At 39.6% G+C, this 12,929-nt stretch carries 12 protein-coding genes; 4 read left to right on the top strand and 8 right to left on the bottom strand.

Features of this window, described 5'->3' with window-relative positions; translation table 11 throughout:
• Positions 1 to 189: 189 nt before the first annotated feature.
• On the bottom strand, positions 190 to 465 hold the full coding sequence (locus ACGTNI_RS18440) for a hypothetical protein (protein ID WP_394464063.1): 276 nt from the start codon (positions 463 to 465) through the stop codon (positions 190 to 192).
• A 1,021-nt stretch (positions 466 to 1,486) separates the two neighbouring features.
• On the opposite strand from ACGTNI_RS18440, the gene ACGTNI_RS18445 reads away from it, so the two are divergent.
• Positions 1,487 to 2,992, top strand: a complete 1,506-nt coding sequence (locus ACGTNI_RS18445; RefSeq protein WP_394464065.1) for a potassium/proton antiporter — start codon at positions 1,487 to 1,489, stop codon at positions 2,990 to 2,992.
• A gap of 285 nt (positions 2,993 to 3,277) precedes the next feature.
• On the opposite strand, the gene ACGTNI_RS18450 is transcribed toward ACGTNI_RS18445, so the two are convergent.
• From ACGTNI_RS18450 to groES, 5 genes are all read right to left on the bottom strand, one after another.
• Positions 3,278 to 3,466, bottom strand: coding sequence for a hypothetical protein (locus tag ACGTNI_RS18450; protein ID WP_085505210.1), 189 nt, complete (start codon positions 3,464 to 3,466; stop codon positions 3,278 to 3,280).
• A 654-nt stretch (positions 3,467 to 4,120) separates the two neighbouring features.
• Positions 4,121 to 4,789, bottom strand: a complete 669-nt coding sequence (locus ACGTNI_RS18455; protein ID WP_394464066.1) for a P-II family nitrogen regulator — start codon at positions 4,787 to 4,789, stop codon at positions 4,121 to 4,123.
• Complete coding sequence (locus tag ACGTNI_RS18460; RefSeq protein WP_394464067.1) at positions 4,779 to 6,281, bottom strand: DUF1538 domain-containing protein; 1,503 nt, start codon at positions 6,279 to 6,281, stop codon at positions 4,779 to 4,781. Before ACGTNI_RS18460 ends, ACGTNI_RS18455 begins: the two co-directional genes overlap by 11 nt.
• A 598-nt stretch (positions 6,282 to 6,879) precedes the next feature.
• Positions 6,880 to 8,517 (bottom strand): chaperonin GroEL, encoded by a 1,638-nt coding sequence (gene groL / locus ACGTNI_RS18465; RefSeq protein ID WP_085505135.1) that lies wholly within the window; start codon positions 8,515 to 8,517, stop codon positions 6,880 to 6,882.
• Between the two features lie 60 nt (positions 8,518 to 8,577).
• Positions 8,578 to 8,862: a co-chaperone GroES gene (gene groES / locus ACGTNI_RS18470; RefSeq protein WP_139823705.1), complete on the bottom strand. Its 285-nt coding sequence runs from the start codon at positions 8,860 to 8,862 to the stop codon at positions 8,578 to 8,580.
• A gap of 247 nt (positions 8,863 to 9,109) precedes the next feature.
• On the opposite strand from groES, the gene ACGTNI_RS18475 reads away from it, so the two are divergent.
• Genes ACGTNI_RS18475 through ACGTNI_RS18485 form a run of 3 tightly spaced genes read left to right on the top strand, consistent with a single transcriptional unit; the run spans position 9,110 to position 10,620 of the window.
• Positions 9,110 to 9,829, top strand: coding sequence for a CPBP family glutamic-type intramembrane protease (locus ACGTNI_RS18475; protein WP_394464068.1), 720 nt, complete (start codon positions 9,110 to 9,112; stop codon positions 9,827 to 9,829).
• Positions 9,826 to 10,026, top strand: a complete 201-nt coding sequence (locus ACGTNI_RS18480) for a YdiK family protein (RefSeq protein WP_085505132.1) — start codon at positions 9,826 to 9,828, stop codon at positions 10,024 to 10,026. Before ACGTNI_RS18475 ends, ACGTNI_RS18480 begins: the two co-directional genes overlap by 4 nt.
• Before the next feature lie 57 nt (positions 10,027 to 10,083).
• A complete protein-coding gene (locus ACGTNI_RS18485) occupies positions 10,084 to 10,620 on the top strand; it encodes a GNAT family N-acetyltransferase (protein ID WP_394464069.1) in 537 nt (178 codons plus the stop codon).
• A gap of 39 nt (positions 10,621 to 10,659) precedes the next feature.
• Here ACGTNI_RS18485 and ACGTNI_RS18490 read toward each other — a convergent pair whose 3' ends face one another.
• Together ACGTNI_RS18490 and ACGTNI_RS18495 are read right to left on the bottom strand one after the other, a co-directional pair.
• Complete coding sequence (locus ACGTNI_RS18490; protein WP_394464070.1) at positions 10,660 to 12,078, bottom strand: MDR family MFS transporter; 1,419 nt, start codon at positions 12,076 to 12,078, stop codon at positions 10,660 to 10,662.
• A gap of 187 nt (positions 12,079 to 12,265) precedes the next feature.
• Entirely contained in the window at positions 12,266 to 12,925 is a 660-nt protein-coding gene (locus tag ACGTNI_RS18495) for a redox-sensing transcriptional repressor Rex (protein WP_394464071.1), read from the bottom strand.
• Positions 12,926 to 12,929: the final 4 nt, after the last annotated feature.

A 12,929-nucleotide genomic window follows, 5' to 3' on the forward strand; every position in this document is an offset into this window, starting at 1 on the left:
CTTTAATTTTATCAGAGGTTGTCCTTATATTCTTATTAAAATAAAAGAAAACCATAAAAAGAGTGGTCCGCATCAAAATGATGCGGACCACTTTCTGTTTAAATTACTGGGTTTTGTCCCAGCCTCTAGTTCACCTAGTAATCTTATAGCGCTCGTATTTTTCTGTAAGTTTATTGACTTACAACATAACTAGGCATCTTCTAATTCGAAAAACTCCTGATATTTTTCAGGGTCATTGGCAAGTATCTCTTTTACTTTATCTTCATTTAATTTATTTAGTACATCTGATGTATTTTTACCTTTAACCAACTCAAACCAGTTTCCCTTATTTGTCTGATACAATTGCGCTGTCACCCAAGTCTTAGTATGACCATAAGTACTATCTATATTGGCATATTTCTGAAACTCATAAATAAGGTTCGCTTTTTCAGTATCATACAATTTCCCCTCAATAACCTTTCTCATATCAATCCTCCTAAACCTTTATTTATGTTTTATTTCTCCATGATAAGGCTTTTCTCCTTGCCAGTATATAGTATGAGAACCAAAACATGAAGTGGTTCTGTTAATTCTTTAATCTATAATATTATTCATTTTTCGATAATACAGCACAAAAGAACATAATAAAATAGATTATTTGTTAGAAAAAAACTAATTTATGTCATAATCGTGATCCTCCTAAGATAGGATGCAATCTAATAAAACAGACTAACATTTTTAATTACGTTTTTTGGAACAGGTATATATGAGCCTTTTAAGAAGGTTAGAAAGGATTCATTGTATGGTCAACGGATACCGGTCAGGAGAAAAGAGCCACTCGAGGCTCCCCCGCGGACCTTGTAACATAAGGACAATCACCTAGTCTTCTAAGTTTGCCCCTTATCAGAAGACTCAATATCAAGATAATCTAATAACCATAACTTTTTCTCTTAATTAAGAAGCAGTGTGATTATGCGCTTTATATTCTTGAAATCTTTAAGTAAAATTTTTTGCTTTAGCGGCTAACTCTCCTTCGTTTTTGTTCATTTTATATCTATTATTGGTATAATTAGTTATGGTCCTTAAAGGAGTGGAGTGGGGCTATCAAACTAGTTGTGGTTCAATTCTTGTTACTTTTTTCGCTGGCAGTCCAACTGAAAAAGTTGCAACCATTGAGAAAAATTTTTTAACTTAATCTACTATAACTATTTCTGTCCATAAAGCTGATTAAAATCAACGGGTAAAAATTCCTCTTCCTATAAGCAAAAAAAACAGATACACCTCATCAATGCAATTTACCGGCTTCTTTTTTTAACACCCGAATAAGATTGAAAAAAAAGTTCGAGGAACACCAAGGTGAGAATATGGGTTTTATTGTGACTGTACAACACCAATCAGACTATACATAAATATTTCAAAGTTGTATTCCAGTAAAAAAAGTATATGGATAATTTTGCTTTCTTTATCATATACAAATTAAATAATTAATAAGGAGAATTAAAACACAATGTTTTTTGATACATTCGGTACGGACACTTTCTTAATGCTCACTGCATTATTACTTTTCAGTGGAATATTCGCTTCAAAATTTTCTACTAAGTGGGGACTCCCCTCTCTTATCTTATTTATAATCGTAGGAATGCTCGCTGGAAGTGATGGTTTAGGAATTATTTTTTTCGATAATGCTAAGATAGCCCAGATTATAGGTGTGTTCGCTTTGGTTATTATCCTATTTGAAGGAGGGCTACATGCAAAATGGGCAACGATTCGCTCGGTAGCGATTCCTTCATTATCCCTAGCTACAGTAGGAGTACTAATAACCTCTACAATTATTGGATATTCTGCTTTTCTCTTATTTGACTTAACTCTCCTAGAAGGAATGCTTTTAGGGGCGATTGTTGGATCTACAGACGCGGCAGCAGTTTTCGCTGCTCTTAAAGAAAGGAATATAAAAGCTAAGATGGGGGCTACTCTTGAGGCTGAATCCGGTACAAATGATCCAATGGCTGTCTTTTTAACTATATCACTCATAGAGTTAATTTCACGGCAGGATAGCTCTATTTGGATGCTAGTCCCTACATTCTTTTTACAAATGGGACTGGGACTTATTTTGGGAGTTCTTTTTGGCAGGTTAGCTTCTTTTTCTATTAACAGAATAAGATTAGAATCAAGTGCACTTTACCCTATATTATCAGTAGCTTTTGCCCTGCTTATTTATGGGATAACTGCACTTATTGGAGGGAGTGGCTTATTGGCAGTATATATAGCCGCATTAGTGATAGGAAATCGGGAATTAACCTATCGATATTCCATTTTTCAGTTTAATGAAGGATTTGCTTGGATGGCGCAAATTATCATGTTTATTATCTTGGGGCTGTTAGTGTTTCCAGCGCAACTTTTTTCCTTACAAGTTATTCTAGGTGGATTAATTTTATCTGTATTGTTAATGCTTGTGGCCCGCCCTATTGCAGTTTTTCTTTCTTTAATAAAACTCAATTATTCTGTTAAAGAAAAGGTCTTAATATCTTGGGCAGGCTTACGTGGAGCCGTTCCGATTGTTCTTGCCACATTTCCAATCGTCGAGGGCCTTGAGAATAGCCAAACCCTCTTTAACATCGTATTCTTTATCGTATTAACATCAGCATTAATTCAAGGTTCCACCATCTCCTGGGCAGCTAAGAAATTAAAACTGGTAGGACCTAAAATAGATGTTCCACACCATTCTATTGAACTGATATCCATGGGAAAAGTGGCTGCAGAGATGGTTCAATTTCAGACAAACAAAGAATCTGCGGTTGTTGGAAAGAAACTGAAAGAACTTTCTTTACCCAATCGTTCAAATGTAAATGCAATAATTAGAGACAACCATGTGATAACCCCCTATGGAGAAACCACAATACACCCGGGAGACTTCTTATATATTCTTGTTGAATCAAAGTATAAAAACCAATTAACAAAAGAATTAGAACAAAAGGTTAGCTCAAAGGAAATAGATAAGCATCTAAAGGATTAAAATACAAAAACCAGCCCTTAATATTTATTAAGGGCTGAATGATTTCGTACTATATCAGATTTGAATTTGTCTAATGAATAGGTATGTTGTATTTCAGGTTCTGAAAGCGTGACAATAAAGAGACGGTCAATTAACAGAAAAATCACTATAGTACAATTTTAATCATGCTTTACAGGACATATATGAATCCAGCTAAAAGGATTCTGTTTTTTTCCACCAAAATTCACCATGCTAAATTTGATCATCAGTGGGTGTGACTTAATAAATGGGTTTATCATTTTATCTTTATTCCAAACCCACTATCTGTTTTAATTCCCTAGCATTGAACATATCCCAGGAAAATCGAGGTATATATTCTCCCCATTCAACACCTGTAACAATACCTGAAATAAAAATACCTCCAAAGAAAATGATTAACACTAAGAAACTCATACCATAATACAATAACGTATCTTTATCATTTGAATATTTCATGTTTTCTCTCCTTTTTATCCTACTTTGTGCTTAGGTAGAGAGAAAATCATGTATAGCTTGATTGAAAGAACTTCACCTTCATAAACTGTGATAGTGATCTCACTGAAGTTACATAAGTGGGATAGGTATAACAAGGGAGAGAGCGCCGCAAACTGTAAGCTCTATCTTTCGAGAGCTTTAATGGACGGAAATCCTCTTTCTCACTTTTCGGCAGAACAGTAGCATATGAAAAATGCACAGCTTTCTGAGTTGAAACTACTGGTTTAGCCGTCAATTCAGTGGCGGAGGGCTTGTGTGGCGTTATAGCTATCTCATGCAATGGATTTATAACCACTGTTACCAACAATAAGAATAGTGAAATAACAATTTTATAAAAGTTAACCTCTCTCCCCTCCCTTCGGCCAGCAGTGAAATATACCTCATTTTTATTTTACCAGCAAAAGTAAATAGTAAAAAGCATGCTTATCTATCCATTTGCTCTTTTTGTGAATTTTCATAATCCATTATAAATAATATATTCAGAAATATATTTAAAAATTGTATCGAAGAACTTTTTTGTGGTATATTCGCCAATAAGTCTAAGCAGACAAAAAACAGGAAAAGCACATTTCCCGCATTTCCTGCACTAATCAATTACCTTTTAAATTCTAAAAATCACTTATATAAACCATAAGTATTATTTACATCTTGAATGAAGATAATCCCGTTTCCTGGCTCATCAATCTTAAGCTTACTCCTTATTGACGCTACTATTTCTTCAGTACTTTCTTTTTCACTCAGAATCAAAACAATTTCTTTTTCAGGTTCAATATCCATTGCAAATACCTTGCTAGTCTCATGGATTCCAGATCCTCTTGCATTAATAATGGTGCCTCCTTTTGACCCCGCCTTGGTTGCTGCACCTATTACTTCTTCGGCATTCCCTTTTTCAACGATTACCGTAATTGCTTGATACATACTATGATCTACACCTCTTTCTTCTTTTCCTTGGTGTCCTTTATAATTTCTCGCCCCTACTACCTTACCTACAGAAATGGTAAATACAATACCTTTATGCTTTTTTATAAAATTGAATTTCTTTGCAAGTTGTTCAATTACATGATTGGCTTTTTCTCTATAAGAAAGCATCATTACAATCTCTTTGCGTACATCGTTGATTCCTAATAAATTCAGGAGGCGGCTTTTTAATGTCCCTCGTCCAAGCAACACTGTTCCGCCTGAAATACCATGTTTTTTAGCTGTTTGTACTACTTTGCTTCCAAGTCCCAGATCAACGATTACATAAACTAATTCTAATTCGGCGATATCTGAATTACTGGACATCCCTTACTTCGCCTCCTTTTCTCGCATTTAATTTAAATACAAAACCAACTACCTGTAATGTGATTAGCGGGGTTAATGCTACCAGTGCAATCATACCAAATCCATCTATTAACACGTTGGCACCCTCTATCGCTTCAGCTGCACCTTGAACAAACGCCAATATAAACGTTGCGGTCATCGGTCCTGAGGCAACCCCTCCTGAATCAAAGGCAATTCCGACAAAAAGTTTTGGTACCACATAGGTCAAAGCTATGGCGATGATATAACCTGGTAAAAGATAATGCCATAATTGGAGTTCGGGAATAAGTATTCTTAAGATTGATAATGACACGGCAAAACCAACCCCGATACAGAGAGAAAACATGACGATCTTTCTCCTTACATAACCACTGGTAACATCCTCTATCTGATGTGTTAATACATAAACTGCCGGTTCTGCAAGAATCGTAACGACCCCAAGAACAAAAGCTATAATAACAATATATGATTTATTATCCAAAGATGCGATTGAATGTCCTATAGCGGTTCCAACTTCCATAAATCCAGCATTTACCCCTACTAAAAATAAAACAAGCCCAACAAATGTGAATAAAATCCCTGTTAGTATTTTTCTAACCGCTTTTATAGACATTTTAAATGAAAATTTTTGGAATACAAGAAAAATTATTAAAATGGGGAGAAGTGCCAATGTGATTTCTTGTGCAATTATAGGAAGCTCATGTAAAAAAGCACCTAAAATCGATACGGAATCAGCCGAATGTTGATCAAGATTCCCCGATAACTTGTCCGTCTGAGCAATGATATTCATAATCATAACAGCTATAATTGCGCCTGTTGATGCAATAGCAACAAGTCCAAAACTATCTTTCTCCGAAGCTTTACTATCCCTCTTTAGAGAAGAAATCCCTAGTGCAAGTGCCAAAATGAACGGAACCGTTAACGCTCCTGTTGTTGCTCCAGAAGCATCAAAGGATATAGCTAAAAACTCGGGTGAAGTAAATAAAGATAGGACTAAAATAATCAGATACAAAACAGATAGTACTTTATATAATGGGATATTGAACACAATTCTAACAAGTCCTGTCGCAATAAGTACTCCAATTCCTATTGAAACAACAATCACGATACTAGCTTTTGGGATCAGACCTGACGTGACTAGATCAACCTGTCGGGCCAATATATGTAAATCAGGTTCCGCGATTGAAATAAAAAAGCCAAGTAACAGCCCAGCGATCACAACCACCCAAATTTTATTGGTTTTGGCTATTGTTTTCCCCATCGCTTTTCCGATAGGTGTAATTCCGATATCAACCCCAAATAAAAATATAGATAATCCAATAATGATGAATATTGCGCCGATTATAAAACTGACAATTAATGAAGACTCCAACGGAGCTAATGTAAAGTTCAAAATCAAGACCATTACTGTAATGGGAAGGACTGCATATAATACTTCTTTTAACTTTGAGACTATTACGGTCAAAAAGCTCATTCCTTTCTATGTAGTTTTAAGAAGCTCTGACACTACCATGTTCTAATTATTGATACTGGGCTAATGAGAGAATGTGAATTCAAGATGGAGGTTTAAAGAGGGTAATCAATAAAAAGGATACTACAGAATAATTGGAAAACTAAGATAAATTGATACCTAGTATAGTCAACGCATCTTCCTTTTTTAACCATACCGATATTTTATAATGATTGTAAGAGCTACTTTTAATTTTATCATTAACAAAGCTTTTGTAGGTAATTTTCTATTTTTATAACCTACGTATCAGCTAGTAATAGCTACAACCACGATTGGATATACATCAAAATGACTCTTACTAGAGCAATAGACTAATAGAGCAAAATTGTAAAATCTAATTAATCGAAAACTGTCAAATTTTATTCTAGCGTTTACAACTGGATTGAATCATCACTCTTTAGATGAACGCGGACATTTAACACAAGAAAAGCCTCTCAAAAGTTCTGTGAACTAATGAGAGGCTAACAAAAATATAATTTTTTATATATTGAATGACAAAAAGTATGTCAATCAGGTATGACATTGGGGCATAAACCCCTTCACAACAGGGTTTTGGGCGTTATTACATCATGCCGCCCATTCCGCCCATGCCACCCATGTCTGGCATGCCGCCGCCTGCGCCGTTGTCTTCTTCTGGAAGATCAGCAACGACTGCTTCTGTAGTTAAGAACATAGCTGCTACGGAAGCTGCGTTTTGTAGTGCGGAACGTGTAACTTTGGTTGGGTCTACGATACCAGCGTCAACCATGTTGACCCATTCGCCGGATGCAGCGTTGAAACCAACACCGACTTTTTCACCTTTCAGGCGCTCAACGATGATGGATCCTTCAAGGCCAGCGTTGTGTGCGATTTGACGTACTGGCTCTTCAAGCGCACGTACAACGATTTGTGCACCTGTTGCTTCGTCGCCAGTAAGGTCAAGGCCTGCTACTTTTTCGTAGATGTTAGCGAATGCAGTACCACCACCGGCTACGATACCTTCTTCAACCGCAGCACGAGTAGAGTTCAAGGCGTCTTCGATACGAAGCTTACGCTCTTTCAATTCTGTCTCAGTAGCAGCACCGACTTTGATGACAGCTACGCCGCCAGAAAGTTTAGCAAGACGCTCTTGTAGTTTTTCTTTATCGAATTCAGAAGTAGTTTCTTCTGCCTGCGCACGGATTTGAGTGACGCGGGAAGCGATTTGCTCAGCGTTTCCTGCACCTTCAACAATTGTTGTGTTTTCTTTTGTAACAACCACTTTAGAAGCACGACCCAATTGCTCGATGCCAGTGTTCTTAAGCTCAAGACCAAGGTCTTCTGTTACTACTTCAGCACCAGTTAGTGTAGCGATGTCTTCAAGCATTGCTTTACGACGGTCACCGAATCCTGGAGCTTTAACAGCTACGGCGTTGAATGTACCGCGAAGCTTGTTCACAACTAGTGTTGCAAGAGCTTCACCTTCAACGTCTTCTGCGATCAATAGAAGCGGTTTGCCTTGTTGTACGACTTGCTCAAGTACAGGCAATACTTCCTGGATGTTACCGATTTTCTTATCTGTGATCAGGATGTATGGATCTTCAAGAACAGCTTCCATTTTATCCTGATCGGTTACCATGTATGGAGAAGCGTATCCACGGTCGAACTGCATACCTTCTACTACTTCAAGCTCTGTGTTGAAGCCTTTGGATTCTTCGATCGTGATGACACCATCGTTTCCAACACGCTCCATTGCCTCTGCGATCAATTGACCTACTTCATCGTCACCAGCAGAGATGGAAGCAACTTGTGCGATAGATTCCTTACCTTCGATTGGCTTGGAAATGTTCGCTAGTTCTTCTGTAGCAAGTGCTACCGCTTTTTCGATACCGCGGCGTACGCCTACTGGGTTCGCACCGGAAGCAACGTTTTTCAATCCTTCACGGATCATCGCCTGAGCCAGTACAGTTGCAGTTGTTGTACCGTCACCAGCTACATCGTTTGTTTTAGAAGCAACTTCCGATACAAGCTTGGCACCCATATTTTCGAAGTGGTCTTCCAGTTCGATTTCTTTCGCGATGGTTACACCGTCGTTTGTAATTAGTGGAGAACCGAATTTCTTCTCAAGAACGACGTTACGTCCTTTTGGTCCCAATGTCACTTTTACAGCATTAGCAAGTGAATCTACACCACGAAGCATTGCGCGTCGTGCGTCTTCATTAAATTTAATCTCTTTAGCCATGAATAAATGCCCTCCTTATCAAACTTGAATCTGTACGTATTTTATTTGAAACTTGAGGAATTACTGAATGACAGCCAATACGTCGCTTTCGCGAATCACTAAGTATTCTTTGCCTTCATATTTAACTTCTGTTCCTGCGAATTTAGAGTAGATGACATGGTCGCCTTGAGCAACTTCAAGCGCTACTTTTTCGCCATTATCGGTAACTCGTCCAGATCCTACCGCTACTACTTTACCTTCTTGCGGCTTTTCTTTCGCGGAGTCTGGAAGTACGATTCCGCTCGCAGTTTTTTCTTCCTGTTTTACAAATTCAATCACAATACGATCACCAAGTGGTTTTAACAATTCGGACACCCTCCTCAATGTGATTCTATTCATTTACTTATCGATTTATTAGCACTCGACATTCTTGAGTGCTAACACAATTATTATAATAATCAATCACATTTTATTTTGCAAGTAAGAAGTGTAAATTTTTTTCGAAAAAGATTGGTGAAAAATGTCGGGTAAATCCTTATTGTTACGCGGGCTTTTCAAACTGTGTTAAAATACGGAGAGTGACCGAAATTGTACGTAAAGGAGTCGTTCGATTTTGCCAAATAGATATTGGTATATTATCGCTATATATATTGCAGCACAGTTATCATCTATTGTCGGAGTACCGCTCCTGATGGCGGTCGGGCTCGAGAAGGGCATAGCGATTACAAGCTGGGCGGTGTTCAGCTTTTTTATCGCCACTTTAATCATTCTATTCTTATTGAAGCCGGATATGAAACAAGCTTCCATGCAGCGGGATCGTTCCAGTGCAGGAAACATCGCGTTATGGTCATTCCTTGGGGTATTCCTTGCTTATTTCGCTCAAATGATTGCGATTCTAATTGAAACATTTGTCTTTGGCATCAAGCCAGGATCTGAAAATACACAGGACCTGATGGAGTTCGCCCGCATGTCACCGGTGTTCATCATCGTCATGGTCTTATTCGCACCGATTTTAGAGGAAATCATTTTCCGTAAAATCATTTTCGGTACGATTTATAAACGGTCGAACTTTATTGTGGCAGTGCTCGTATCGGCAGTGGCATTCGCCGCTTCCCACTTCGATTTCACGCATATGGTAGTATACACGGCAATGGGAATCGTCTTCGCATACCTGTATGTAAAAACGAAAAGCATCATTACCCCGATCATTGCCCATATGGCAATGAATACCGTTGTGGTCATTGGGCAATACAGCCTGTCGGAAGAGGATTTCAAACGGATGCAGGACCAATTTGACCAGCTACAAACCATTTTTGGAGGCTTCTTACTATGAGAACATCACCGCTATTCATGGCCTTCCTTTATTTTATAATGGGATTGGTTTTCACCTATATAGCGGCACAAAGTGTCGATGATACGATCTGGAATTTCATTACGATCTTTCTGGCTATTCTGGCCACTTTTGATTTTGCCGTTTCAATCCGTTTATTCAATCTGCACATCAGGCTGAAAAATTCAAATAAGAAATAACAACACGAGGCCTGTTTTTTAACAGGCTTCTTTTTGTTTAAAGGGGGATACATAACGATGAAGACTTTATTACAAGGAAAACAGGTGAGACTGACACAGGTGACCAAGGAAGACCTCGAGGCGATAGCAGACTGGTATCACAACTCTAATTTCTCCCGCCTGTTTGACGCATTGCCAGCAGCCCCGAGAACAATGGACCAGTTGGAGTCATGGCTCCAAGAGTCCAATGAGTCTAACAACCAATACACCTTTTCGATTCGGAATGAAAGCAATGAATTTGTCGGATATGTGGAATTAGAAAGCATCTTATGGATTCATCGAAACGGCTGGGTCAGCATTGCCATCGGCGATGAAGAATATCAGGGAAAAGGTTACGGCATGGAGGCGATGCAATTACTGATCGATTTCGCCTTTTATGAATGCAACCTCCACCGTCTTCAGTTGACGGTATTTTCCTATAACCAGCCTGCCATCTCCATGTACGAAAAACTCGGCTTCAAAAAAGAAGGCACCCACCGGGAATTCCTCCTTCGCGACGGACAAGCATTCGATATGCACCTGTATGGACTGCTAGACTATGAATGGATAAAGTAAAAAACGCCTCTGCTCAGCTCTTTAAGCTGAGTCGAGGCGTTAATTGTTTTCCTGGCTTTCCTTTTTATCACTTTCCACACCCTTTAAGATGAAAGAAAATGGAATCGCAATGATCAATATGACTGCGGATACGAGAAAAGCCTCATTAAGTGTCTGCAAGGTTGCTGCCTGCATATCCAAATCGGGCGAGGTCGCAATCGCTGCACGTCTTACTTCATAATAAATGGAGAAGAAAACGATCCCTAACGAAGATGATATCTGCCGTAAGATATTGTTCATCGCAGAACCCTGTGCTACGAGATGTTCCGGGATTGCGTTCATACCGGATGTCGTGGCGGGCATGTTCCCCATCCCCATTCCAAGACCTCGGATCGTATTCAATACTAATATCCACCAATATGGCGTATCAAGGCTCAGAAAACTTAACCCCAGGGTTGCTACTGCCATGATGGCAAGGCCGGGAGGAACGACGAACTTCGGCCCTTTTTTATCAAGCAGCCTTCCACCAATCGACATGAATAATCCACTGGCCGCTGCAGCCGGCAGAAACAGAAGGCCTGTTTTGATCTCCCCTAACCCATAGACATTCTGAATCAATAATGGCAATAAGAAAATACCGGAGAAAAGACCGATCGAGGCCGCTGATGTAACAAGAATCGATACCGAATACGTTGGCACCTTGAATACAGATAGGTTCAATAACGGCTGTTCCTGGCGGTTTTCATAAAAAACGAAAGCCACTAACGCCAGGATACCTCCGATGATTAGTACCATACTCACAGGAGACAGCAGTAATTCCAGCGTCCTCCCTCTTCCAAGTGCATAAAGGATGGCACCAATCCCCGTAGTGACGATCACAAAGCCGCCTGCATCGAATTTCAGATCCGGCTTTGTCTCGGTCGGTTTCAAATACTTGCTCGATAACAATATGCCAAGCAAGCCGAACGGTATGTTGAATAAAAACAGCCACTGCCAGGCGAAGAACTCGATGATAACCCCGCCGATCGTCGGACCGATGGCTGGAGCGACCATGACAGAGATTCCGTAGATACCGACAGCCAGCCCCCGTTCATCCCTAGGAAAAGCATTGAAAATCAGTGCCATCGCTATCGGCATCATTAGACCGCCTGCCATCCCCTGAATTGCCTGGGCGACGATAATCATGCCTAACGACGGAGCGAGCGAACCGGCAATCGACCCGATAATGAAGACACTGAGGCCAATCAAATATACTTTCTTCTTGCCGAACCGGTCTCCAAAATACCCCGTAAGAGGCATTGTCATCCCCATGGAAACCATAAAAATTGTCAGCATCCAGCCGACATCTACCGCATTAGCATCAAAAATTTCCATGAATCGGGGAAGCGTCGGATTCAGCATGCTGTTATTCAATATGACCGTGAAAGTTCCAAATAAAACGGAAACGACAACCAGCCATTTTGATGGCAACTTGCCCATACAGCTCCCCTCCAGTTAATTTATTTCGAAACACGAACTATCATCTACTATACCATAGTAACCCAGCCACTTCTCTCATCTTGCCTTCCATGATATACACCTTCCGTGTAATATCTAAACTTGAAACCAAAGGAAAACGGTAAAACTCCTGTGTAACCAAAAAAGGACGACCGTGGTGGTCATCCTTTTATTCTTCTTGTTCCTCGCCCGCTTCAAGCGGATAGTGTTTCAGGAAATACACCAGCGCTTGAAGTTCGATCGACAAATCGATATGGTGGACCCGGATATGTTCCGGCACCGTGATTCTTGCTGGTGTGAAATTCAAAATCCCGGAAACACCAGAGTGGACAAGCCGGTCCGTAATACCCTGGGCTGCTGCAGACGGAACGGTAAGTATCGCTGCAGTGATATCGCCTTTTACCATATCTTCGAGTTCATCGATATGCTTCACAGGCACTCCGCCGATTTCTGTTCCTACTTTATCCGCATTAGAGTCGAATGCGTACTCAATTTTAGTATTATTGTTCTTCATGAAATTATAATGTAAAAACGCGGTACCTAGATTACCGACACCAATCAAGGCAACTTTTGTGATTTCATCCTGATCAAGCGTTTTTCGGAAAAAGGAAAGCAAGTATTCAACGTTATAGCCATAACCTTTTTTACCAAGGGCTCCAAAATAAGAAAAGTCGCGGCGGATGGTAGCAGAATCAACTTTGACCGCATCACTGAGCTCTTTGGAGGATACACGCTGTTTCCCCTGGCTGTGCAGATTATTGATGAATCGAAAATATAATGGCAGCCGCTTCGCTGTCGCTTGTGGTATTTTATGTTGCTCGATATCCATATCT

This window comes from Thalassobacillus sp. B23F22_16 (assembly GCF_043496955.1).
GTDB classification, from domain to species: domain Bacteria; phylum Bacillota; class Bacilli; order Bacillales; family Halobacillaceae; genus Thalassobacillus; species Thalassobacillus devorans_A.

What these genes read in the sequence shown, in the direction of transcription:
- ACGTNI_RS18440 (WP_394464063.1), bottom strand. Translation starts at nt 465, where the DNA reads ATGAGAAAGGTTATTGAGGGGAAATTGTATGATACTGAAAAAGCGAAC.
- ACGTNI_RS18445 (WP_394464065.1), top strand. Translation starts at nt 1,487, where the DNA reads ATGTTTTTTGATACATTCGGTACGGACACTTTCTTAATGCTCACTGCA.
- ACGTNI_RS18450 (WP_085505210.1), bottom strand. Translation starts at nt 3,466, where the DNA reads ATGAAATATTCAAATGATAAAGATACGTTATTGTATTATGGTATGAGT.
- ACGTNI_RS18455 (WP_394464066.1), bottom strand. Translation starts at nt 4,789, where the DNA reads ATGTCCAGTAATTCAGATATCGCCGAATTAGAATTAGTTTATGTAATC.
- ACGTNI_RS18460 (WP_394464067.1), bottom strand. Translation starts at nt 6,281, where the DNA reads ATGAGCTTTTTGACCGTAATAGTCTCAAAGTTAAAAGAAGTATTATAT.
- groL (WP_085505135.1), bottom strand. Translation starts at nt 8,517, where the DNA reads ATGGCTAAAGAGATTAAATTTAATGAAGACGCACGACGCGCAATGCTT.
- ACGTNI_RS18480 (WP_085505132.1), top strand. Translation starts at nt 9,826, where the DNA reads ATGAGAACATCACCGCTATTCATGGCCTTCCTTTATTTTATAATGGGA.
- ACGTNI_RS18485 (WP_394464069.1), top strand. Translation starts at nt 10,084, where the DNA reads ATGAAGACTTTATTACAAGGAAAACAGGTGAGACTGACACAGGTGACC.
- ACGTNI_RS18490 (WP_394464070.1), bottom strand. Translation starts at nt 12,078, where the DNA reads ATGGGCAAGTTGCCATCAAAATGGCTGGTTGTCGTTTCCGTTTTATTT.
- ACGTNI_RS18495 (WP_394464071.1), bottom strand. Translation starts at nt 12,925, where the DNA reads ATGGATATCGAGCAACATAAAATACCACAAGCGACAGCGAAGCGGCTG.